A 23,279-nucleotide genomic window follows, 5' to 3' on the forward strand; every position below is an offset into this window, starting at 1 on the left:
GATATAGATGCTTTATTTGAGGCGTTTGAAGATGATTATCAAGGACATTATGATAGTGAAGAAGACTTCGCTTATCAGATAATTAAAGACTGTTATGATCTATCAGATTTTGTCAAATCATACTTTGATTATGAAAGCTTTGCTAGAGATTTTTTTATGAGTGATTATACTTATGAAAGTGGTTATGTATTTAGAAATAGTTAATCATCTTCTTCTTAGTGTATTTATAACAAAGAAGTTATCTGAATCAGATAACTTCTTTGTAACTATATATTTTTAAGCATCGTACACAATTAAATCTAGTAATACTACTAATTATAAAATAACCGCTTTACATTACACTTATTCTAGTGTCTTACTAAGTTCATGAATGAACTTTAGGGCTTCTATTTCAATTTGCTTCATTAAATTCTGTCCATTACTAAAGTCAGGTGTTTTGGTGATAATATGATTAATAATCTCTAAACTATCATCGATTGACTCAACTATGTGATATCTATTCCAATCACTATATTTAAACATCTGCCAATACTTCTTTCTAATATCTTTGTTTTGTCCCGACAAACAAATAGAGAAAATCGTTTGCTTATGATTTAAAATAATGACGAACTTTAATTTTAGCTTTTCTAATTCTTCTGTTGTTAAAGAAAAATAAGAATAGGCTGGATTACCCTGATAAACATTACCTAGTTTAAACTGAGTATCGTACTCTTTATGAAAAAATAGCCTTAAACTTTTCATATAGCTGATTAACTGATTGTAATCAAGATCTTGTTTGTCGTAACTACTAAAATCTATATTTTTAGTTACTTCAAACTGAATGTTTTCTGTTCTTTCAAGGGGAATGCCTATCTCAATAATTGCTTTTTGTTCAGGATGATTTTGGGGATCATTATGATACATCTCAAAATAATCTCCGTCTCTGAATTCATAGTTGTTTTCAATAACCCAAACACACATAGCATTCCAAGCATTTGAAATCTCTTCTGTTTTAATTTCAAAGTGCCCTATAGCATAAATTCCTTTTTTCAAATTACGCTGTCTAATTTCTCCCTCCGTATTGATATTATCAGAAATCGTAACGCAAGTACTGAATCTCACCTTTGAACTTTGGGTAACATTAGGGTTGTCGTGATAGATTGTAAGTGCTTTAAAATTGGAAGTATCTAGTATCTCTTTCTGAGCTCCCCACTGCATTAACTTTTGAAACATACCTCCTATATTTTCAAAGTTTCCTATATCAGATAAACTAGCAAGTTTCATTTCTGGTAGTTCCTTAATTGTTATTTGTGCATTCATCTTTATCCATTGTTTTATATTATCAATGCAACAAATGTATTTTTCTAAAGAGAAAGACTCTATACCAATCTTGCTAATTATCTCTTTCCCCTGAGATTTAAATTCTGTAGGACTTACGCCATAGTATTTTTTAAAAGCACGTGAAAAGGCTGTATCACTATTAAAACCATATGTATAAGCTAGGTTACTCAAACTAACATGAGACTTGACTAGTAATATTGAGGCAATTCGCTCAATTCGTTTCCTAATAATAAACTCGTTAACTCTTTCATTTACTACTGTTAAAAACACTCTGTGAAAATGATAAGGCGAGTAGTTTGCCTCTTTAGAAAGATATTCTAATGATAAATCAGCATCAAGATTCTCTTCAATTAAATCTAATATGAAATTTATTCTTCTAAGGTATTCTCTTCTTGTATTGTTCACTTTGCTTTGATTTTATAGCACTGTTCAATTAAAGATGGTCTTGAATAGGCTTAAACAGTAATTAACAGCTAAGATATAAATCTTCATTTAAATTCGATGTTTCCAAAATCAATAACTTTGATTAGCACATAATACCAAAAAGAAGCTATCTGAATCAGATAACTTCTTTACTTTGTTTACATGTAACTACTTATTTTTAAACTCAAAACCTGTTGTATAATCTTTTTTTAAGACGATAAAGGCATCAAAACTCTTACCTGCTTTACTTACTAACCCTTTAAGGAGTTTAGTCTTTCTATGCTCTAATAAATCAGTAATATCATCAACTGAGAGTTTAATTCCACAGACTTCCCTAAACAATATCCAATCGCACTCAGGTTCTAAACATTTGATAACCTTTTCTCTTAATTGAAGCGAATGTTGTTTACACTTAGGACAGGATAAATGATTTGTTTCACTGCTTTGTTTGATTGATAGAAGCTCTGCTGTAATCTCTGTGGTATAATCTTCTATCTGTCTATGGAAGTCTTCTATATTGGTTTTATTTTCTTCAATAGCTTTAAAGGCAGATTCCCATTTAGCCGTTAAAAGTACATCTGAGATAAGTTTGTCTTTGACTATTTCATATACTTTAAGACCTTTCTCTGTTGGAACAAGTGACTTCGCTTTTCTTGTGATGTAGTCCCTTTTTAAAAGCGTTTCAATAATAGAAGCCCTTGTTGCTGCTGTACCAATACCTATATCTTTTATAACACTTTGAAGCGATTTATCCTCTACCTCTTTAGAGGCATTTTCCATAGCTGACAGAAGTATACTTTCTGTATACAGTGGTTTAGGTCTAGTTGATTTTTCAAGAGCTATAGCGTCTTTTATTTTTAGAATATCGCCTTGTTTTAAATCAGGTAATTCTATAATCACTTCATCATCATTGGATAATTCTTTTCTTATCTCTCTCCATCCAAGCTCTACAATTGAAGTGGATTTAAAACTAAATTCAAAATCAAATACAGTTAAACTAACTTCTGTTTGTTGTTTGTAACAAGGTTCAGACACTGACTCCCATACTCTTTGAGCAATCAAATGATAGATACTCTCTTCCTTGTTGCTAATAGCTGAAGGAAGTCTGTCTGTGGTTAATAGCCCATGATGATCTGTTACCTTTACATCATTAACAATCTTTTTATTAAGCCTTATCATCTTTAGTTTTAAAAGGTTATTACTGTACCTTTTATCATCAGAAAGTACTTGTAAGAGTTTTGGTATTTGCTCCCATAAATCCTCAGGAATATATTTACTTGAGGTTCTTGGATAAGTTATAAACTTCTTTTCATACAAGCTCTGAGCAATACTGAGAGTCTCCTCTGCTGAGAATCCAAAGAGCTCATTGGCTCTTTTTTGAAGCGCAGTTAAATCAAAAAGCAGTGGAGACTCTTCTTTAATTGTCCTGGTTTCTACTTTTGTAATTATAGCTTCACTTTGTTTTTCAATAAGTTTGAGTGCTTGTTCTGCCTTTTGTTTGTCTTCCCACTTTTCATTTGAGTATGATTTAAATATGATCCCTTCTTTTTGATGTTGAAGTTCTATTTGATAGAACAGTTTCTTTTTAAAAGAAGTATTCTCTAAATACCGCTTACAAATGAGACTAAGCGTTGGAGTTTGTACTCTACCAAGTGAATACACTGAATCATTCATTGATACTGTAAGCGCCTGAGAGGCGTTAATCCCAACAAGCCAATCAGCTCTACTTCTACTGTGTCCTGCTCTAAAAAGCCCATCAAACTCACTTCCTGCTTTAAGGTTTTGTAATCCAACTCTTATAGCTGTTTCAGTAAGAGAGCTTATCCAAAGCCTTGTAAAAGGTTTATCACAGTTTAAATATTGGTAGATGTAGCGAAAGATGAGCTCTCCTTCCCTACCTGCGTCAGTAGCTACAATAATTTTCTTACACGCTTTAAATAGTGTATCAATTACTTTAAGCTGTTTTAAAGCTCCTGGATCTGAAGTATATTTATTCCCTTTTTTAATTTTTCGAGGTAGTAACAAATAAGACCTTGGCAAGATGGGCAGGGCTTCTCTTTTAAAGCCCTGAAATCCATAATCCTCAGGCATAGCCAGAGAAACTAAATGACCAATAGCCCAAGTAACACAGTAGCCATTGCCTTCTATATAACCTTCCTTTTTTGTTTTAGCTCCAACAAGCAGAGCTATCTCCCTAGCTACGCTTGGTTTTTCTGCAAGAATTACAATCATAACATTCCTTTTTACATTTTACGTCCTTTTGATTTCTTAGGCTCATCTGCTTGCTTTTCTGTTTGTGACTGTGATTGAGCTTTTGCTTGTTCTTCTTTGTTTGGGTTTTTAAAAGAAAAATCAGCCTGCTTGGTTTCTTTGTTATAAGTCACATAGCCTTGATAAGGATTACCTCTTTTGTCTATAAGGTCTTTGATGTAAACAGGTTTTCCTTCTTGTAAGTCTTTTTGTTGTTTTTCAGTAAGCTCTTTACCTCTAAAAGTTTTTAAATCATCTGATAACTGGGATTGAGTTTGATTCTGCGCCATACTTTGTTTATTGGTATTATCAAACAAAAACTCAATATGTCCTTTAGCAGCGTTATACTGTATCTCTGCGTTAAACAAATTCCCCTTAACCGAAGTCATTCCTTCAACTAAAAGTGGCTTGCCATCTTTTAAGGTCTGAAGCTGATCTTCACTAAGCACAATACCTTTTATTTCTTGTGGCAGTTGCATCTTTTCCACTCTAGTTACAATAAGGTTGTTGGTTAGTCTATCCACGCTCACAACTGATGGAATCTTCTCTTTAGTAGTTGGATGGACAAGATCCACTACCCTCCCCATATTACCAGTTTTTAAAAGATTGTGTTTATCTTCTTTAGAAAAGTCGTGACCATACAGTGGTACATTAAGATTTGGGTATTTCTTTACTCCTTCAAGAGCCATAACCACTTTTCCATCTTCCATTTTTTCAAGTGATAATCTCGCATCTAAAGAAAACACCGCAGCTCCTAAATCTAAATTTACAGCCACTAAGTCTTTTGTTTTATAGCCTTGTAAAAGTGGTTCTAACAAATCCATCTCTTGTAGTTTCTCCTTCGATAGTCCAAGTCTTGACAGTGAGTCCCAATCAATGTCTTTTATGTCAAACTTATTAGCCTTGTACTGTTCCTGTTCTTTTGCGGGTTCAGCAACTTTGTTTTCTTTTGAAGGTTCTACGTGTTCACTTACCTTGTTCTCTGTCTTTACAGGGGTTCCAATTTCCTGAATGGAATACTTTAAAAACAATTCGTGATTAGGTCCTGATTGATTGAGTTCTTTTTGCATTTGATTAGCCATCTTAATGGTCAATAGCTCCGGAACTCTAAAAAAAGTAAACTGCGTTGGGTTTTTAAGTTGGCTGAAAAAGTTAGAGAAGAAATTAGAAAAGAAATCTGCTTGTTTATCAACTTTTAAAAACTGGTTTTGATTCTTTTTAGTAGCTGGTACTGTTTCTAAGTTACCGTCTTTGTCAAGACCTTTCACAGCTTGAATCTTATTTTTTGTTTTGTCGTTAACAAGAAGCACATCATGCTCTACTTGTCTTTCTGTGTTTTCTGTACTCATAATACATAATTTTAAATGATTAAAAACTTAAAACTAAAGCCAAGAATCCTTGATCAGTAGATAGCGAGCTTTAAAGGTTACTCTTGGCCTTTAGCTGCTATTTACTTCTTCTTACTGGGTTTTTAAAGCATTCCCTGATAAACTGATTTACATCGGAGCGTTTATAGTAGAGTTTACCACTAATAGTATAGTATGGGAGTTTACCGTCTGAACGGTAACGTTGTAACGAGCGTGGACTTATTTTAAAAAGACTCATTACATCTTGGCTGTCTAAAAGCTCTTCTCCATCTATGGTTTGAGATTTTATAGGAAGGTCTTTTATATGTTCTGACAGATGGTCAAAGCGCGTCATAATACGCTCCATCCATAAAAGGAATTCTGTGCGATTTACATTCATAATGTTATAATTTAATAGGTTAATTAAATTTGTTAGCTAACATTACAAATGTGCAGAGCTTGGTAGAATAAATCTGCCAAGCTCTGCCAATGGGTACTATTTTTCGCTAAAAAAATTAGCAAACAAAAACTAAATAATTAGGTATAATTAACTAAATTAGAAAGTATTAACTTTTTTAAAAAATTAAAACATTATGGGATTAAAACCAGGACCTAAAAGAATTGCAAAATCAACTGGAGAGCCAGATAAACGTCAAAGAGACAATAAAGACACTCCAGGCAATACACCTTCTCTTAAACCACCTAAACGTAGTAAATAAGATGGTTATGATTAATTAAAAAGCACCGTTTTGGAAAATGGTGCTTTTTAATTAATATTTCTATACACGTCAATTTAATAGAGTAATCGATTAAATAATTTTGTATAAATTAGTAATTAACTCATTATCAAATAATCTACATAAATATCATTCACATGGCTAATTTTATACTAATAGTAGGTATTCTATCTCTAATTCTTGGGATAGGGCTCATATATTGGATAAATAGAAGAAAATTCTATCGTCGAAATGTAGCTGGTTTGGAAGGCTTTTCTAGTTTTGAAGCTTCTGTATTTATTCGTTTCTTAGAACGTTTAGGCAAATGGTTAGCTTATGCCCTTATTCTTTTTAGCTTTCTATCATTTTTTCTTTACAACAGTGAGCAGAAGAGGATTGAAAGGAAACAACAAAAATTAGAAATTAAAAATAGTGCTCCTTTAACAGAATAATTAAAAAAGTACTGTGCCGTGACAGTACTTTTTTAATTATTTCTTTATGAAATATATAACTACAATTAGCAGTTATTTATATTAAGTTACTCTATAATACCTAATATTTCATTTAATGGAAATTCGTTATTAGAATAAACTTCTAACTGTTTAAAAAAGCTAGATAAGCTAATATTCTCATAATGTAATATAACATATAGTACTGATAGGGGAATATTATATCCCTCTTCTCTTACAAGTTTTTGTAATGTTGAATGAGAAATACCGCATTTAGCTTGATATTTTCTTAGTGACACCTTGTTATTTTCTTCATCTGTACTAAACTTATAAATATATTTCTGAGTAATAAAATTGCATACAAGCTTATTTGCAAATTCAAATAGATCTTTATTATCAACTTTATTTTTAATATTTTGTTGCTCTTTATTCATATTAATATATTTTCTCAAAAGAGCACTTTTTTTCAAATATTATTGGAGTCGAACGACTCCAATTGAAAAAAAAGCTTATATTTGTTTATTATTGTTCGCCTTTAAAGGCGATATTTGCAATATCCTTTTAAAAAAAATAGAAGCTATTGCTTAGAATCTCGCTCTGAAAACTGGTAATTTACAAGCAACGAGAGGATAAGTTAATAAGCTCACGACCTAGGCGTGAGCTCACTTATCTGTTGCATGGTATACCAGTACCTCAGAGCAGTGATAGTGAGTACTCACGCTTTTTTTTGCGTAAAACTCACCTACAGTAATCTTTAAAATACTACATACCTCTTTTCATACCGTCTCCCAATAGGTATATAGAGGTTTAAAACAAAGGTGGATTTGTTTAGTGTTCGTTGTATTAATGAATGCTTACAATACCTTATCTATCCTTAATGGACTTATCGAATGTTCTATTCGAGATTTTTTCAATTATTACATTTTATTAAACAACAAACAAGTAGTAACTAAACTCACATTTAGCCTATGATTAAACTTTAGTTTAACTAAATCTTATCGATGTAGATTAATTTGACATTAACTCTTTAATGTTAGATGGCTACCCTATTACCTATTTAGTTAGAGTTATAACACATTTTGCGCTAGGTCTAAAAACAGTTTTTAGATGCGTACAGGATAATTATTGCCTTTATCATACATCAATATAGCTCGTTCATCCATTCGGCTAAAAGGCAATAAAGATTAGTTAGTAAGGAAAAAAGCTATGAAATAAGTCTCTCCTACTGTGCTATTTATTAATCACCCTTTAAAACTATTAATTATGGAGAAAAACCGCTTGCTATAGGGCTATAGCCTAGGTTGGTTAATGTAGGCTTAGTCCTTAGTAGGCATTTTAAACAAACAAAAACAGTATGGCTTAAAGGAATTTTAGGTCGTGCTAAAAGTCCATGACTATCTCCTTGCTCTAGTTTGCATTTTGGGAGACGTGCTTTAGAGCTTGGAGATAGTTTTTTAAAAAATATGTATGAATTAATTATTACCCATTAACTAACCTTTTGATATAGGCTTATTTAAGTACTACGGCAATAAGAATCTTAATGATTTAAAAGCATTTATATCAAAATCAATTATAAATATTATGAAAACTCAAATTTTAATCTTTTCTAATTGTAGGACAGCTATGTCACTAATATTTTTAGTTGGCTTGTTAAGCTGCCCAATTTATGCCGTATCAAATGATAAACATTTGTTTTTTAATGTATCTGACTTGTTACAAGATACAAAACAAAAACCAACTATAAAACTCTCAGGAACGGTAAAAGATTCCTTTGGTGCTCTTGGGGGTGTTATAGTAACAGTTGGGACTAAAGTAGTTACAACTGATTTAGAAGGAAAATACACCACCTATATTACCTCTGGTGATAAGATAACCTTTTCAATGATGGGGTATAAAGATCAGTCTATTGTCTACACTGGTGGTAGTTCACTTAATATTACCCTTAGTGAAGATAATAATACACTTGACGAAATTGTGGTCAATGCAGGATATTATACCGTTAAAGATCGTGAGCGTACAGGTAGTATAGCAAGAGTAACAGCCAAAGATATCGAATTTCAGCCAGTAACTAATCCATTGCAAGCCATACAAGGAAGAATGGCAGGAGTTAGTATTACGCAAAACTCAGGCGTTCCTGGTGGAGGTTTTGATATACAAATACGTGGTAGAAATAGTTTAAGAAAACATGCTAATTCTCCATTATACATTATTGATGGTATTGTAATTAACAATGACAGTGAATCTGAAAATACAATGTCAAATAGTATATTACCAGGAAATAATATTAGTCCTATCAACTTTATTAATCCAAATAATATAGAGAGTATAGAGATTTTAAAAGATGCAGATGCTACTGCAATATATGGTTCACGTGGCGCTAATGGTGTAGTATTAATTACAACTAAAAAAGGAAAATCTGATAATCTTAGTTTCACGTTATCATCTTCTACCGCTTTTAGTAAAGTAGCTAATAAAATGAAATTACTAAATACAGAACAATTCAATAGAATAAGAGATCAAGCCTTTATAAATGATGAGATAAAAACATTTCCTTCTTATGAATATGATATGAATGGTACTTGGGATAGATATAGATATACTGATTGGCAAAAAGAACTAATTGGGGGAACTGCTATAAGTAAAAATATCTCTTTTAATGTAGCAGGCGGAAATGAAAACACTCATTTCTTAGTAGGTGTCAATTATAGTGAAGAAACCACGGTATTTCCAACTTCAAATGGGTATAAACGAACTTCATTTAATTCCTCTTTATCACACAATAGTAAAGACCATAAGTTTAATATCACTATAGGTACAAATTACACTAAACAATATAATAACCTATTATATCAGGATCTAACCTCTCAAGCTTTAACTCTTGCCCCAAATGCACCTGCTTTGTATAACTCAGATGGAACTCTAAATTGGCAAAATGGGACATTTGAAAATCCATTAGCTTTAAGCCAAAAAACATATGATTATAAAAGCGATAATCTTTTATTAAATGTAGCCATAGGTTATCAAATTTTCCCCAATGTATCACTTAAGCTTAACACAGGAACTAATCTCACGTACTTTACAGAAAATCAATTAACCCCACATACAATTCATAATCCTTCTAAAAACTATACAAGCGAAATTTCTTCAGCAAGAAAAGGAACTTCAAATAAACAATTCTATATTATTGAGCCTCAAGTAAATTGGAACTATGAAGCTGATCAAAGTAATTTTAATATTCTTATAGGAACAACGTTTCAACAAAATAAGTCAAACAATTTATATATCCGCGGAACGAATTTCCCTACAAATGCCTTAATGACTAATATTGGTAGCGCTAAAAACCAATACATAGATAGCAATAATCAAAAAGATTATAGATATACAGCTCTCTTTTTTAGATTGAATTACATATATGACAGTAAATACATTGTAAACCTAACGGGAAGGCGTGATGGGTCATCTCGCTTCGGAAAAAATAATCAATTTGGAAATTTTGGTGCTATAGCAGGTGCATGGTTATTTTCAGAAGAAAATTTATTCAATTCCCTTTCTTGGTTAAGTTTTGGTAAATTACGTGCTAGTTATGGTACTACTGGTAGTGATAACATTGGTGATTATCAATATTTAGACACTTATAGTATTACAAAAAACATCTATGATAAAATCATAGGTTTAACTCCTACTAACTTATATAACCCAAACTTCGGTTGGGAAAAAACAACAAAGCTAGAATCTTCTATTGATATAAGTTTATTTAACAATCGAATAAACACATCAATTTCTTGGTATAGAAATAGAACATCTAATCAACTTGTAGGGATTCCTCTGGCTGGAACTACAGGTTTCTCATCTGTTCAATCAAATTTAAATGCTACAGTACAAAATACTGGATGGGAATACACCCTACAAACCAATAATATTCAAAAGAAAGATTGGACATGGTCAACTTCTTTCAATATATCGTTTCCTAAAAACAAATTAATTTCCTTTCCAGGTTTAGAAGGTTCTACTTATGCAAATCAATATGTTATAGGTGAATCAACAAGTATAAGAAAAGTATACCAATATGAAGGTTTAGATCCAACAACTGGAATTTATAAATTTAAAGATTTTAACCAAGATAGTAAATACACAGCATTAGATGATAAACAAACAATCAAAGATATTGCTGTTAAATACTATGGAGGGCTACAAAACTCAATTGCATACAAAAACTTCCATTTAGATTTTCTGTTTCATTTTGTTAAGCAAACAAACCTAAACTACAACTATAAGCTAATATTACCTGGGGCATTAGCAAATCAACCTATTGAAGTACTTGATAGTTGGTCTATTAAAAATCAAAATGCTTCATATGCACCATATAGTACCGGAGAGAATAGTGCTTTATATCAAAATACTTTATTAGTAAATGACAGTGATTACGCTATTTCTGATGCCTCATTCATTAGGCTTAAAAACATATCACTAAGCTATAATCTTGCTATACCAAACTCAGGTATAAAATCAATTAATATCTATTTCCAAGGTCAAAATCTCTTAACCATAACAAAATACTTTGGGCTTGATCCTGAATTTACATCATTTGGGTATTTACCTCCTTTAAAAACTTATGCTTTCGGTTTTCAATTAACACTATAAAACTATACATCATGAAAAAACTATATAATTACAATTTTATAAAGCTATTCTACATATGCTTAACTACAATAGTATTACAAGCATGTGATAGCTTCATAGATACAGATTTACCTAATGACAAAATTAATACACAAGATGTATTTAAAGATATTTATACTACTAAAGCTGCTCTTAATGACATCTATGCTCAAATAAGACAAAACTCTGTACTTTCAGGTGATCAAAAAGGGTTAGGTTTCTTAATTAGCTTATATACTGATGATTTAAATAGCATGGCTAGACCTAATAGTAATAATGGATTCTATGAAATGAATAACAACCTTATTACAGCCAATAATGAAGCTATTAACTCGATTTGGAACACGAATTATAAAATAATCTATAATCTAAATTCTTTCATAGATGGCTTAGGTTCATCAACATACATACCTGAAGATCAAAAAAAGACACTTCTAGCGGAAGCTTACTTTCTAAGAGCTTTAATCTATTACTATTTAGTGCAACTTTTTGGTGATATTCCATATACAAAGACAACCGATTATAACTATAATAATAAGATTAATAAAACGAATTATAATCTAGTTCTCAACAATATAGAAAATGATTTAATTTTTGCTTTACAAGGATTATCAAATACTTACAGAAGTAATGAAAGAATTTATCCTAATAAAGCTACAGCAAATTTACTTCTATCTAAATTATATCTTTTACAAAAGAATTTTTCTAAAGCAGAAGAGATTACTACTGAATTAATTTTAGATAAAACATATGAATTAGAAACTGATATAAGTAGAACATTCAAGAAAAATGCAAAAAGTACCTTATGGCAATTTTCTCCTCAAGAATCTTCTCTTGCCACTCAAGAAGCATATACGTATATCATCAATACACTTCCAGTTACAACACATCATCTATCATCTAATATAATTTCTTTATTTGAGCCCACAGATACTAGATTTAAAAACTGGGTTAACTCTATTGATAAAGAACAAGAAAAATGGTTCTATAATTTTAAATATAAAAACAAAACAAATAATACTGATGAATATTCAATCATAATGCGTTTGGAAGAAGCTTATTATGTATTAATAGAATCATTGATATACCAGAATAAAACAAGAGAAGCTATTCATTATATGAATGTACTAAGACAGTATAGAAACTTGCCATCTATTCAAATGGAGCAATCAGCGAGCAGCTTATTGAAAATTATGCTTGAAGATTCTCGATTAGAGTTTTTCTGTGAACATGGACACCGCTTTTTTGATTTGAAAAGAAACAATAAACTTGAAATAATACAAGTAACAAAACCTAATTGGAAATCAATACACACACTATTTCCAATTCCTGAAAAAGAAATTCTACTTAACCCTAATTTATTACCTCAAAACAATGGTTATTAAGTATCTTTTATCAATAATAGTAATACTCTTTTTGAGTATTACTATTTCTGCAAAAACGTCAGAAACAAAACATATAGAAAACAATCTATCGACACAAGACTCTTTAAATGAAATCAGTCGCATTTGGATAAAGGATCTTTCACCTAATGGAAAAACAGCCCTAATTAATAGTTCTAATTCCTCTTTAAATGAAACTCATTTAATAACAACATCAACTAATAAAACTATACATACCTTTCAAGGAAACAATCAAACTTATTTAAACGAAAAAACTATAGTATCTTTAAATAATTCTACTCTCTCTTTTTTTGATATTAAGACTAATAAAACAAATAAAATTGAGCATATTAGAGATTATGATGTTATTAAATCTAATAACATTATTATAACCAATAGTACAGACTCATATAAGAGTATTTACAACTCAAAAGCAATAAAACTTTGGGAAGATAGTATGATTTCATTTTTTAGTATTAATCAAAATAATTCAAAGGCACTCTATCTGAAACAAGATAATACTGTTTATCAACTGTATTTATTAGATTTAACCTCTTATAAAACCTTTTTACTTCAAACCATTAATTACCCAATAATACAAGCAAATTGGGATAAGTACAACAATAGAGTTGCTTTGGTTGTAAAAGATAAAAACACAACTAACGAGCAGTTGATGCTTTTAAATCTTAATGATAACACCTATCAAAATGTCACGTTACAAGATCTAAAACATACAGAAAAACTGTTACAAATTAGAACTACTTTTTTCAAGCAATCAAGTGATTTTTACATTACTTACTTTGTTCAAGCTAATTCAGAAAAAGATAATATTGACATTTGGTCTACAAAGGATAAAAAACTACACTTAAAAAACCCTTCAACATCAACAAAAACAACTGAAAAAAAATACAATAAACTATGGAATAATAAACATCATAAATTACTCAATCTTGATTCTTTAGCTTCAGGGCAAGAGATATTATGTATTAACTCTGCTAACACTTTTATTGTCCAAGATATTGAGAAATTTCAGGACTACACAAAAGCTAGACCTGATATAGAACTATCAATTATTACACTTGATTCTCTTTACAAAACAAAACTAGAAAACAAAATAAACACTGGGCTGTCAAGTTTAACCTACTCTACATTTGGAGGTTATATATCCTATCTAAAAGATGAAGGATTGTTTATCTATGATACTAAAACTAAAGAAAAAAGGAAGATAGATTCTTTAATTAAAATGGATGTTAGTAATACTTGTTACTGGGATAAACAAGAGAAATTCTTATTTTATATTAAGCAAGGAAACCTCTATAAGTATGATTTAAAGAATCATTATATCATTAAACTTACCAATTACATAGATAATAAGTATAAGCTATCCATTGAAAACTCTACTTTACTAGAAGTAAACAGATATAGTATGTATAATCGTCAACCTAATTTAGTTGATGGCGAATTACTCATACAATTAACAGATAAAGAAAGCTTAAGTACAAAATATATTAGTATCTCAGGTACAAAGCTAAAAGATATTATATCTGAGTCCAATAATTTCATTAAACACCCATTTTACACTTCTAACCTAAAAACATTTATTTATAGTGAAGAAAATCATAACACTCCTCCTCAAATTAAAATAAACAGAAAAGAAAACAATGTTCTTTATAAAAACTCACTTCAAAATGTAAAACTAGATTTCTCAAATCAAATCACTATAAACTATACAAATGCATATAATCAAAAATTAAAAGGTACACTCTACTATCCTAAAAAATATGATAATAAAAAAAAATATCCCTTAATTGTTCATATATATGAAATACAATCCGAAAATAGAAATCGTTTTTTATTTACTACAGATAAGATGAGTCTTGGGTTTAACCCTTTATTTTATACCAAAGATGATTATTTTGTTTTCTTACCTGATATTGTTTTTAATAATGAAGGAACAGGATTATCAGCTCTTGATTGTTTAAACAATGCCATGGATACATTATTACAACAAGAACTTAATATAGACAAAACTAAAATGGGAATTATTGGACATTCACATGGTGGATACTTAACTAATTTTATTATTACACAATCACATATATTCTCTGCCGCTGTATCAGGAGCAGGAAATGCCGATTTAGTAAAATCTTATTTTTCATATAATTATAATTTTAGCAGACCTTTTTATTTTCAGTTTGAATCAGGTCAATATAGAATGGAACAACCTTTTTATAAAAACAAGCAACTCTATTTTGCTAATTCACCAATACTTTATGCCGATAGAATCAAGACTCCTTTACTAACTTGGACTGGTAATAAGGATGAAAATATTAATTGGCAACAAACACAAGAGATGTTTATCTCTTTACTAAGAACCAATAAAGTACCACATATCGCTCTTTTCTATAAAGATGAAAAACATACTATTGATAAAAAAGAAAATCAACTAGACTTACAATTACGAATTAAAGCTTGGTTTGACTACTTTTTAAAAGGCAAAAAAGATATTAATTGGATTACAGAAAATATCTAAAAAAAGGGGAGACAATAATGCCTCCCCATCTTTATTAAGAACCAATTCTGGCTAATTCACGTACACAAGCAGTTCCTTCCAAACTATACAATGTATGAGCTTTAGTAGGGCTTTCTTGCCAAGTACATTTTTCATTTCCAAATGTCTGACACTTCATTTTAAAATCACAATTTGTTTCAACTCCATCTATTTGAATGTAACCATCCTCTATAAGTGGATCAACATTTTTCATTGCATTTGTAGCAAATGCACTACCGATAGCAAGCGCGAATACTCCGATTGGCAAACCTGCTGATTTTAAAAATTTTTTCATAATACTAAAAATTAAAAGTGATTAATAGCTTATTTTTAAGGTTGAGCTAAACCTTACTGAAACTTGCTTGTTAGCGATCTGGCCAATTTGTAACGAACAAGATTCTTGTCAAATAGACCATAGAGATAATGATCTGTAACAATTAAATCAGATAACTTATCTTCCCCTAGGTGGTTGATGTAAAAGCTTCCAACATAACTGCTACTTGTAAAGTCATAGACATCTACAATACTGGCTTGTTTCCACATCTTTTGAGACTCGTTTTGCCCCATTGAGTTTGATACTATAAACAAGAGATTGCGATGAACTATAACCTTTGAATTAATAGCCTTTACAGGAGTAGTCATTTTATTTTCTCCTGTTGATAATTTCGCTGAAGTAATACTTTGGGTTTTAGTTGTATCTATAGTGTTTTGTCTGCTAAGTAATGTAAGACGGTTATCAGTTTGAATGAACTGATTCTTATAATAATAAGTGTAAATTACTTGTTGTTTTTCTTTGCTATAAGTGATTATTCCATCTGTATCAAACACTCCATCGGAATCACTTTGTAGTAAATCAGAGTTGAGTTTGACTTTCGTACTACTTTTTTGATCAATTACTCCAAGAACATTTTGGTAGTTCTTGCTACTTTGTCCTTTAAAGGTAATAGTAGTGGAATCTATTGGGGTAAAATCTGAAAAGTAAGCCTGTTTATAGCTTAGTATTTCTGTGGGTTGTTGCTTACTTTGATTATCTAATCTTCCTTTAAATACTATGGAAATAGTCCCATCAGCTAAATAGAAATCAGGGTATTTTGTTTTAAATTTTAGCTGAGTATAAGGCAAATGCAAAGAATCAATCTGTATCTGAAAGTCTTGCCTTCTTAGTTTTTCATCTATGGAGATATAGCGAAGTGGCGCGGTATAATTACCAAGGTATAGGGTATCATGATGGTAACCTGAAAAGTAAAAAGAGTTTACCTGCAGATCAAGTGTTTGATCCTCTACCACTCCATGAGGTAGATACCTTCTTATAAAGGGATTTTCTTTTTTGATGATGTGTTCTGAAGAGATAAAAAGTAGAATAACAATACCTGTACTTAATACAGTTAGTAATACAGTAGATAGGATAAATCGCTTTTTATTTTCTTTATTATTCTCTTTATCATTTTCTTGAAAGTAGATAGCTAATAATCCTAAAATACATACGATGATATTAAACCAAAGATGCTCATTCCATCCCATCTTTTCAAGTATGCCTCCACAAGAACAAGGAATAAAATCACTGTAGTTTAATATCAAATAGATATAAATAGTAAAAGCTACCATTAATCCGTAACTAAGATACAATCCTAAAGTCTTAGTCTGTTTTAATGTTAAGAACAAAGCGATAACAAGTTCAACAATAATAACCAAATAGGCTATTGTAGTAGCGTAAGCGCTTAATAGTGGGGACTGAGTCAGTTGAACTTGAAACGCTTCAAAAGTGATGAGTTTGCTTATAGCTGCATAAACAAAAAGTAATACAAAGAAATATTGTATAATAAGAGTGTATTTGGCTTTCATAGTATTGGCATTTTGGGATATCCAAAACTACAAATCACTTATTTTCAAAACAATACGTAATTTTACGTAATTTTAGTAGTTTAGCTTCTAAAAAAGATCATCCTCTGTTATATAGTGTCTAATAATAGCATAAGCAACAGCTCCTATGAAGTTATTTGCTCCAGTCTTTTGCATAATAATCTCTTTGTGCTTTTCTACAGTTCTAACACTTAAATGAAGTTTTTCTGCTATCTCTCTTCCACTGTACTGCTTAACAAATAGTTTAATAATCTCTATCTCCTTCTGAGTTAAACCAGCATCCTTTTTATAATCCGCATCTTGTAGATGTTTTACTATATTTCTAATCTGGCTATCATAATACACTCCATCTTCAAACACATTGAAAATAGCTTTTTTTATTTGAGACTGTCCTGCATTCTTGGTTAGATATCCTGCTATCTTATATTTTAGCATTCTCTCAATGGTATAAGAATCATTAAAACTACTAAGAATAAGTATTTTTAAGTCTGGATATCTGTCATTGAGTTTGGGAGTAATCTCAAAACCATCCATAACAGGCATTTGAATATCTAAAAATAGAATATCTACCATCTTAGTTTTTAATACCTCAAATAGCTCTATACCATTAGAGCACTGAAACACTACTTCTACTCCGTCTAACTGAGATAAAAGCAAACCAAAACTTGTTCTAAAAAGTTTATGGTCATCTACTATTCCTACTTTAATTTTCATATTTATTATTTATTTTTAATGTGGTAATATTAACCTCTTGTTGTCTTTGATGAGTAAAATCTGCATTAATTTGCTGTATTCTTGTCTTAATATTACTCAGCCCTAAACCAACATCTTGTCCTTTTAAATCAGCATTAAAATCATACCTTATTCCATCATCAGTTATAGATAATACAAGTTGATCCTCTGTCCATTTAAGCTCTAACTCTGTATAGGTCGCCTTACTGTGTTTGATAATATTTTGAATTAGCTCTTGAATTATCCTATAGAGTTCTAATCTTACTAATTCACTTAGTATAAAAGTTTGTTTATCAGATTTAAAAGACATTTTAATACTTGTCGCTCTTGATATTCTGGTTAAGTAATTACTTAATATGATACTAATTGGATTATCCTTAATCAAAGGAGGTGATAAGTTATAACTCACTCTGACCGCCTCATCATAGCACAATAAAATACTCTGTTGTATATCTGAAATCGTAGATTTTATTAAATCCTTATCTTGACTAAGCTCTATAACACCTACATAATTTTTTAAAGCTGCTAAATCCCCACAAAGGCCATCGTGTAACTCCTTGGCTATCCTTGCTCTTTCTTTATGTTCTACAATTAAACTGTTTCTAAGTTGTTGCTTTAACTGCTCATTGTGATACTTGCTTAAATTCTTCTGATAAACAATCACAAGGATAATCACGATAATGACAAGGGAAATCATAATAAAAGTCCCAAGCCAAAAAAATAACTTTATTTCATTTTCCATACGCCAATAGATAAGATGATTCTAAGAATCAAACTTGCTATAATATTCACTAACCAATAATCATTAAAATAGATGTCGTTACTATAGATATAACTTGATAACATAAAAAGTGAAATCGTCGTACTATAATAGAAAAATAGCCCCATAACTACATAAAAACTACTCTCTTTATACAGGCTTAAAATCATCTTTTGATCAAAGACCTGTTTTACCCATAAAAAACTACACCACATAATAAACAAGGTCAAAAAAGACTTGTTGATGCTCTTTGCTAAGAAAGCTGAATCTTCTTCCAAACAGAAAAAAGAGTAAACATAGATCAATATAAAAAGACCTAAAAAGATTAAAAAGAACCATTTAGGTCTTTGTACAATTAATTTTATAAAAAGATAGTATAACGTTAAAAACTCTAATAATGAATGTATTTGATACCAAGGAATAACACTTATTTTCAATACACCACTAACTACATACTCATATATAGAAGAACCAGCAATTAATAGAATAAGAGGCAAAACATAGTTGTTATGCTTATTTAAATGATTTCCTTTTCCAATAAACATAACTATAGGAAAAAGACCTGTTAATAGTGTTACATATAAGAGTACATAATAAATCATCTACTTACTTTTTATAAGCTTGGTTGGCTTTTTAGGACACATAGGAGGACATGTGATAAGCTCATCAAGCATAATTCCATTAGTTAAATCTTCTCCTTCTTGGTCTACTGCAACTAAAACCATATTGTTTTGATTGCTTTGAGGATCTAAACCTAGATAGATTCGCAATCCTATAGAGCCATTTTGTTGTAATAGTTCATTTAACTTATCAAGACCCACAAAGTAACTATTGGGTTTTTCGGGGTTACTCTCTTGATAAGAATGTGTCAGTTCAATTGCCTTTTCAAGGCTAATCACTGTTCCTGAATTTTGGTTAATTTCCATAAAACTAAGCATTTAAAAGTTAATTATGTAAATATTTATAATTTTCAAATAATAAACAATACGTGTTTTCCGCATATTTACCGTGTTTTTACGTATTGATTTTAAAAGTAGCATTGCTTTATTTTAATAGGGCAATAAAATCAGAAAAAAAGCAGGATTAAACGTGTCAATAATTAACCAACCAAAACTCAATAATTATGACACAAAATGCTCTTTACACAAGTGTATTCAAGACAATTGAATCAAAGGAAATTGAACTCAACTTACTTGACTCAACTTCTATTTCAAAGGCTTATGAAATGATTCAATTTTTAAGGCTCTTACTTATAAACCTAAAGCAAGAAATACTTCAAGTGGGGTTCAAAAATCAAATAGATGAGATTGAATTTTTTAAAATAATTAAGCCTCAAGTCTTAGGCAAACTAATCTTTTACAACAAACTCTATTCTATAGAAACAAGTTGCCCAATAGATATTGTTGTTAAGAATAAATACTATCATAAGCATCTGGAAGAATTAAACCTTGAGTATAAGAAGTATTTTGCTTACAATGAATTTTATAAATACTATAATGCCAAACGCATAGATAAAGACATCGAGTACTTTACCCTTGGTAAAACAGATTTACTCATTGGTATAAACAGTTTTATCTTTGAAATAGATGCTCTGTTCTCAACTTATTATGATTATAAGATAGCTCGTATTATCGCTCATGATTTACTTCAAAACTACTTGCATGAAAAAATACAGGAATATGATATTGGTAACAATCATATATCCTCACCCAATTTAGTATGGTCAGAATCTCAAAATGCGCTCATAGAACTTATCTACGCTCTTTACCTATCAGGATCTATTAATAATGGTAAGGGAGAAATACGGAAAATAGCGGTGTTGTTTCAGCAGATATTTGGTATTAAGCTCTTAGATATACATCATGCCTTTCATAGAATGAAAACAAGAGCTAAATCCAAAACATGTTATTTGGATAAACTAAAGGAAGTATTAGAGGAGTATATGGATAAAGAGAGTTGAAATTAATATCTTTAATACTTTCCTTTGTAACTTATAATACTTAGTAAATCACATGAATAATCTCCTTAGGATATCAATAGAGCAAGTAATCTCCCTAACAGACAAGGAGTTTGATTTTATCTTGTCTTATTTTACTTTTAAAAAATATAAAAAACATCAATTTTTAATTCAAGAAGGAGAACCTGTACCCTATCTGTTCTTTATTGATACAGGTCTTTTAAAACTTGTTTATACTGACAATAATACTAAAGAGCATATTGTAGACTTTGCAATGGAAGGTTGGTGGGAAACGGATCTAAAAGCATTCTACAGCCAATCTCTAGCAAGCATGAGTTTAGAATGTATTGAAGATACGCTTGTCTATGCTTTAGATTTAGATGGATATAATAAACTAAGAAAAGAACTTCCTGTAATAAATGAATTCTTTTTAGATAAAGCGCACAAGGGATTTATTGCAGGGCAGCAGCGTATTTTATCCATGATGAAAAACAATACTACAGAGCGGTTCTTTGAACTTCAAGATCGTTTTCCTGCTATTATGCAACGTGTTCCAAAATCTCTATTAGCTACCTATCTTGGAGTTTCTAGAGAAACACTAAGCCGATTAGATTTAAAGTGATCTACCTCACTTTTTATTTGTGATATAGCTCAACTGCTGATTTAAGCGTTTAATAGCAAATTTGCTCTATAACTTAAAATAAGAAAGCAAAATGATAAAAACAGCTATTAATCCTTGGCAATGGCAATTCGAGCGTAACTACGCTCAAGCAATAGAAGTCAAAAATGTTCAAAGTACACTATACTGCTCTGGTCAAGTAGCCATTGACACTAATGGTGTTTCAAGTAATGCTGATATGAAAACTCAGCTTCTACTCTCTATTAAAAACTTAGAAGAGGTAATTAAAACAGCCGATTATCCCCTTGAAGGTATTGTTAGATTAAATATTTATACTACTTCTACCTCTGAGTTGATGCAACACTTTTCTATTTTACAAGAGTGGCTTGTTAAGCATAAAATCAAACAAGCAACAACAGTACTTGAGGTAAAAGGATTATTTGAAAATCTAACTGTAGAACTTGAAGCTACAGTTGTAAAATAATGCATAAAAGCAACAACTAAATACCTAACAATATGAGATTTTGTATCCTATTGTTAGGTATTTAATTACAACAGTTTGGTAAATTACAGGATAAAATCTATTTGATAATATTTTGGATGTACAGCAAGATTAAGAATAGTGAAAAAGGTGCTTAGCTTTGGGTTTAAGCACCTTTTAATTTACATTTAGGTAACCTTTGAATATTGAATTATCATTAGCTTTACACTTGTTTAGATAACGCAATAACTTTGAACATATCTATTGCAGTAAAAACTAAAATTAGAAAGCAATATGTCAGAAAAAGTAAGCTTAAAAGAAATAGCCAAAGTCTTTACAAAACTGGGAATTATTGGTTTTGGAGGTCCTGCAGCGCATATTGCGATGATGAGAGAGGAAGTAGTTGTACAAAGAAAATGGATGGATGAACAACATTTCTTAGATCTACTGGGAGCCACCAATTTAATCCCTGGTCCTAACAGTACAGAAATGGCTATTCATATTGGCTATGACAAAGGGGGATGGAAAGGCCTTATAATTGCAGGGCTGTGTTTTATTCTTCCTGCTATTTTGCTAACAGGTGCGCTCGCCTACTTTTATAAATTATATGGACAATTACCCCATGTACAACCTTTTATATACGGAATTAAACCAGCAATTATAGTCATTATGCTTGGAGCCGTTTTTCCACTAGCTAAAAAATCGATTACCTCCTCCTTTTTAGCCTTTTTAGGACTAATCGTCTTGGTAGCTTCTTTACTGGGGGTTAGCGAAATCTTTTTATTGTTTGGGGCTGGATTTTTAGCCTATGCCCTGTTTTATATCAATACGAGAAAGCAAAATACCTTACAAAGCTTGATTGCATTGCCACTCTTACTTAGCATACAAAGTACGTTTTTCACTACAACCAATCGACAGTTATTTTGGATTTTTCTAAAAATAGGTGCTATACTTTATGGTAGTGGTTATGTGCTATTTGCCTTTTTAGATACAGAACTAGTACAAACAGGATTACTAACAAGGGAACAACTAATGGATGCAATTGCTGTAGGGCAATTCACACCAGGACCTGTTTTCTCTTCCGTTACTTTTATTGGTTTTCAAATTAATGGTTTATCTGGAGCAATTCTTTCAACTGTTGCAATTTTTTTACCATCCTTTATTCTAGTAGCCTTACTAAACCCATTGATGAAAAAACTTCGCAACTCAAAAGGATTATCTGTCTTTTTAGATGCGGTGAATGTTGCCTCTGTCGCCTTGATTGTCGCTGTTTGTATAACGATGACACGAGATGTGTTGCTCAACTGGCAAACCCTTGTTATTACCCTACTTAGTGGTATACTCGTTTTTAAATTTAAAAAAGTAAATAGTGCTTTTATTGTTTTAGTAGGAGCTTTGTTGGGGTATATACTCTACTAATCAAAATAATAAATAACTTTATTAAAAATCTTATAATCATAAACTTACATAATTAAATAGCTTAATGTATATCTATTTCATCAAATACTGTTGATTAAAGTAGTTTCTCTTAAGCTATTGATGATGATTTCTACTAAAAAAAATTATTCAGTTACTTGTTTGTAAAATATTTGTTTAAATCCATTAGACACTGCCGCGATGCTATGCAGAAATATCTTGAGAATTTTCATACTATCAAATAAACCACTATGGACTGAAAGTCCATAGTTTGTTAAAGCAGACTAAAGTCTGCCTGGGTGGAGTTACTTACTCAAGTATAAAGTTACTCCCATTATCATTAGGTTTACGGTGATGC

21 protein-coding genes are annotated in these 23,279 nt (G+C 30.7%); 10 read left to right on the forward strand and 11 right to left on the reverse strand.

The window, feature by feature from the left end; translation table 11 throughout:
• A partial coding sequence (locus CF599_RS17630; protein WP_143824833.1) for an antirestriction protein ArdA occupies window positions 1-204 on the forward strand: 204 nt, incomplete at its 5' end.
• A gap of 138 nt (window positions 205-342) precedes the next feature.
• On the opposite strand, the gene CF599_RS17635 is transcribed toward CF599_RS17630, so the two are convergent.
• The 4 genes from CF599_RS17635 to CF599_RS17650 form a co-directional block, all read right to left on the reverse strand.
• Complete coding sequence (locus CF599_RS17635) at window positions 343-1,725, reverse strand: GyrI-like domain-containing protein (RefSeq protein WP_121967271.1); 1,383 nt, start codon at window positions 1,723-1,725, stop codon at window positions 343-345.
• A gap of 186 nt (window positions 1,726-1,911) precedes the next feature.
• The gene (locus CF599_RS17640) at window positions 1,912-3,975 is read right to left on the reverse strand and encodes a type IA DNA topoisomerase (RefSeq protein ID WP_121967272.1); all 2,064 of its coding nucleotides are present in this window, start codon (window positions 3,973-3,975) and stop codon (window positions 1,912-1,914) included.
• 11 nt (window positions 3,976-3,986) lie between these two features.
• Window positions 3,987-5,342 (reverse strand): DUF3945 domain-containing protein, encoded by a 1,356-nt coding sequence (locus tag CF599_RS17645; protein ID WP_121967273.1) that lies wholly within the window; start codon window positions 5,340-5,342, stop codon window positions 3,987-3,989.
• A 97-nt stretch (window positions 5,343-5,439) separates the two neighbouring features.
• Window positions 5,440-5,739, reverse strand: coding sequence for a helix-turn-helix domain-containing protein (locus CF599_RS17650; protein ID WP_121967274.1), 300 nt, complete (start codon window positions 5,737-5,739; stop codon window positions 5,440-5,442).
• 193 nt (window positions 5,740-5,932) lie between these two features.
• On the opposite strand from CF599_RS17650, the gene CF599_RS20045 reads away from it, so the two are divergent.
• Both CF599_RS20045 and CF599_RS17655 read left to right on the forward strand, forming a co-directional pair.
• Window positions 5,933-6,058, forward strand: a complete 126-nt coding sequence (locus CF599_RS20045) for a hypothetical protein (RefSeq protein ID WP_256384062.1) — start codon at window positions 5,933-5,935, stop codon at window positions 6,056-6,058.
• A 155-nt stretch (window positions 6,059-6,213) separates the two neighbouring features.
• The gene (locus CF599_RS17655) at window positions 6,214-6,507 is read left to right on the forward strand and encodes a hypothetical protein (protein ID WP_121967275.1); all 294 of its coding nucleotides are present in this window, start codon (window positions 6,214-6,216) and stop codon (window positions 6,505-6,507) included.
• Window positions 6,508-6,593: 86 nt separating this feature from the next.
• On the opposite strand, the gene CF599_RS17660 is transcribed toward CF599_RS17655, so the two are convergent.
• On the reverse strand, window positions 6,594-6,938 hold the full coding sequence (locus CF599_RS17660; RefSeq protein ID WP_121967276.1) for a hypothetical protein: 345 nt from the start codon (window positions 6,936-6,938) through the stop codon (window positions 6,594-6,596).
• Between the two features lie 1,147 nt (window positions 6,939-8,085).
• On the opposite strand from CF599_RS17660, the gene CF599_RS17665 reads away from it, so the two are divergent.
• From CF599_RS17665 to CF599_RS17675, 3 genes are read left to right on the forward strand one after another with little or no spacing between them, the layout of a single operon-like run.
• Complete coding sequence (locus CF599_RS17665; RefSeq protein WP_121967277.1) at window positions 8,086-11,145, forward strand: SusC/RagA family TonB-linked outer membrane protein; 3,060 nt, start codon at window positions 8,086-8,088, stop codon at window positions 11,143-11,145.
• An 11-nt stretch (window positions 11,146-11,156) separates the two neighbouring features.
• A complete protein-coding gene (locus CF599_RS17670; RefSeq protein ID WP_121967278.1) occupies window positions 11,157-12,548 on the forward strand; it encodes a RagB/SusD family nutrient uptake outer membrane protein in 1,392 nt (463 codons plus the stop codon).
• Complete coding sequence (locus CF599_RS17675; RefSeq protein ID WP_121967279.1) at window positions 12,538-15,078, forward strand: S9 family peptidase; 2,541 nt, start codon at window positions 12,538-12,540, stop codon at window positions 15,076-15,078. The genes CF599_RS17670 and CF599_RS17675 overlap by 11 nt, the downstream gene beginning before the upstream one ends.
• 34 nt (window positions 15,079-15,112) lie before the next feature.
• On the opposite strand, the gene CF599_RS17680 is transcribed toward CF599_RS17675, so the two are convergent.
• The 6 genes from CF599_RS17680 to CF599_RS17705 form a co-directional block, all read right to left on the reverse strand.
• Window positions 15,113-15,391, reverse strand: a complete 279-nt coding sequence (locus CF599_RS17680; protein ID WP_121967280.1) for a DUF6520 family protein — start codon at window positions 15,389-15,391, stop codon at window positions 15,113-15,115.
• A 53-nt stretch (window positions 15,392-15,444) separates the two neighbouring features.
• The gene (locus CF599_RS17685) at window positions 15,445-16,938 is read right to left on the reverse strand and encodes a DoxX family protein (RefSeq protein ID WP_121967281.1); all 1,494 of its coding nucleotides are present in this window, start codon (window positions 16,936-16,938) and stop codon (window positions 15,445-15,447) included.
• Window positions 16,939-17,025: 87 nt separating this feature from the next.
• On the reverse strand, window positions 17,026-17,670 hold the full coding sequence (locus tag CF599_RS17690) for a response regulator transcription factor (RefSeq protein ID WP_121967282.1): 645 nt from the start codon (window positions 17,668-17,670) through the stop codon (window positions 17,026-17,028).
• Window positions 17,660-18,430 carry a sensor histidine kinase gene (locus CF599_RS17695; RefSeq protein ID WP_121967283.1) on the reverse strand — a complete coding sequence of 257 codons (771 nt, stop codon included), beginning with the start codon at window positions 18,428-18,430 and terminating at the stop codon, window positions 17,660-17,662. The genes CF599_RS17690 and CF599_RS17695 overlap by 11 nt, the downstream gene beginning before the upstream one ends.
• Window positions 18,415-19,050, reverse strand: a complete 636-nt coding sequence (locus CF599_RS17700; RefSeq protein WP_121967284.1) for a hypothetical protein — start codon at window positions 19,048-19,050, stop codon at window positions 18,415-18,417. Before CF599_RS17700 ends, CF599_RS17695 begins: the two co-directional genes overlap by 16 nt.
• Window positions 19,051-19,374 (reverse strand): hypothetical protein, encoded by a 324-nt coding sequence (locus tag CF599_RS17705; protein WP_121967287.1) that lies wholly within the window; start codon window positions 19,372-19,374, stop codon window positions 19,051-19,053.
• Window positions 19,375-19,571: 197 nt separating this feature from the next.
• On the opposite strand from CF599_RS17705, the gene CF599_RS17710 reads away from it, so the two are divergent.
• From CF599_RS17710 to chrA, 4 genes are all read left to right on the forward strand, one after another.
• Window positions 19,572-20,408, forward strand: coding sequence for an RteC domain-containing protein (locus CF599_RS17710; protein WP_006266579.1), 837 nt, complete (start codon window positions 19,572-19,574; stop codon window positions 20,406-20,408).
• A 52-nt stretch (window positions 20,409-20,460) separates the two neighbouring features.
• A complete protein-coding gene (locus tag CF599_RS17715; protein WP_121967285.1) occupies window positions 20,461-21,027 on the forward strand; it encodes a Crp/Fnr family transcriptional regulator in 567 nt (188 codons plus the stop codon).
• A gap of 91 nt (window positions 21,028-21,118) precedes the next feature.
• On the forward strand, window positions 21,119-21,508 hold the full coding sequence (locus CF599_RS17720) for a RidA family protein (protein WP_006266577.1): 390 nt from the start codon (window positions 21,119-21,121) through the stop codon (window positions 21,506-21,508).
• A gap of 291 nt (window positions 21,509-21,799) precedes the next feature.
• On the forward strand, window positions 21,800-22,924 hold the full coding sequence (gene chrA, locus CF599_RS17725) for a chromate efflux transporter (protein WP_121967286.1): 1,125 nt from the start codon (window positions 21,800-21,802) through the stop codon (window positions 22,922-22,924).
• The last annotated feature ends 355 nt before the right edge of the window (window positions 22,925-23,279 follow it).

Source organism: Myroides sp. N17-2, assembly GCF_002286775.1.
Taxonomy (GTDB): domain Bacteria; phylum Bacteroidota; class Bacteroidia; order Flavobacteriales; family Flavobacteriaceae; genus Flavobacterium.

Bases quoted from the DNA above. Each gene is read 5' to 3' on its own strand.
- CF599_RS17640 (WP_121967272.1), bottom strand. From the start codon at position 3,975: ATGATTGTAATTCTTGCAGAAAAACCAAGCGTAGCTAGGGAGATAGCT.
- CF599_RS17645 (WP_121967273.1), bottom strand. From the start codon at position 5,342: ATGAGTACAGAAAACACAGAAAGACAAGTAGAGCATGATGTGCTTCTT.
- CF599_RS17650 (WP_121967274.1), bottom strand. From the start codon at position 5,739: ATGAATGTAAATCGCACAGAATTCCTTTTATGGATGGAGCGTATTATG.
- CF599_RS20045 (WP_256384062.1), top strand. From the start codon at position 5,933: ATGGGATTAAAACCAGGACCTAAAAGAATTGCAAAATCAACTGGAGAG.
- CF599_RS17655 (WP_121967275.1), top strand. From the start codon at position 6,214: ATGGCTAATTTTATACTAATAGTAGGTATTCTATCTCTAATTCTTGGG.
- CF599_RS17660 (WP_121967276.1), bottom strand. From the start codon at position 6,938: ATGAATAAAGAGCAACAAAATATTAAAAATAAAGTTGATAATAAAGAT.
- CF599_RS17665 (WP_121967277.1), top strand. From the start codon at position 8,086: ATGAAAACTCAAATTTTAATCTTTTCTAATTGTAGGACAGCTATGTCA.
- CF599_RS17670 (WP_121967278.1), top strand. From the start codon at position 11,157: ATGAAAAAACTATATAATTACAATTTTATAAAGCTATTCTACATATGC.
- CF599_RS17675 (WP_121967279.1), top strand. From the start codon at position 12,538: ATGGTTATTAAGTATCTTTTATCAATAATAGTAATACTCTTTTTGAGT.
- CF599_RS17680 (WP_121967280.1), bottom strand. From the start codon at position 15,391: ATGAAAAAATTTTTAAAATCAGCAGGTTTGCCAATCGGAGTATTCGCG.
- CF599_RS17685 (WP_121967281.1), bottom strand. From the start codon at position 16,938: ATGAAAGCCAAATACACTCTTATTATACAATATTTCTTTGTATTACTT.
- CF599_RS17690 (WP_121967282.1), bottom strand. From the start codon at position 17,670: ATGAAAATTAAAGTAGGAATAGTAGATGACCATAAACTTTTTAGAACA.
- CF599_RS17695 (WP_121967283.1), bottom strand. From the start codon at position 18,430: ATGGAAAATGAAATAAAGTTATTTTTTTGGCTTGGGACTTTTATTATG.
- CF599_RS17700 (WP_121967284.1), bottom strand. From the start codon at position 19,050: ATGATTTATTATGTACTCTTATATGTAACACTATTAACAGGTCTTTTT.
- CF599_RS17705 (WP_121967287.1), bottom strand. From the start codon at position 19,374: ATGGAAATTAACCAAAATTCAGGAACAGTGATTAGCCTTGAAAAGGCA.
- CF599_RS17710 (WP_006266579.1), top strand. From the start codon at position 19,572: ATGACACAAAATGCTCTTTACACAAGTGTATTCAAGACAATTGAATCA.
- CF599_RS17715 (WP_121967285.1), top strand. From the start codon at position 20,461: ATGAATAATCTCCTTAGGATATCAATAGAGCAAGTAATCTCCCTAACA.
- CF599_RS17720 (WP_006266577.1), top strand. From the start codon at position 21,119: ATGATAAAAACAGCTATTAATCCTTGGCAATGGCAATTCGAGCGTAAC.
- chrA (WP_121967286.1), top strand. From the start codon at position 21,800: ATGTCAGAAAAAGTAAGCTTAAAAGAAATAGCCAAAGTCTTTACAAAA.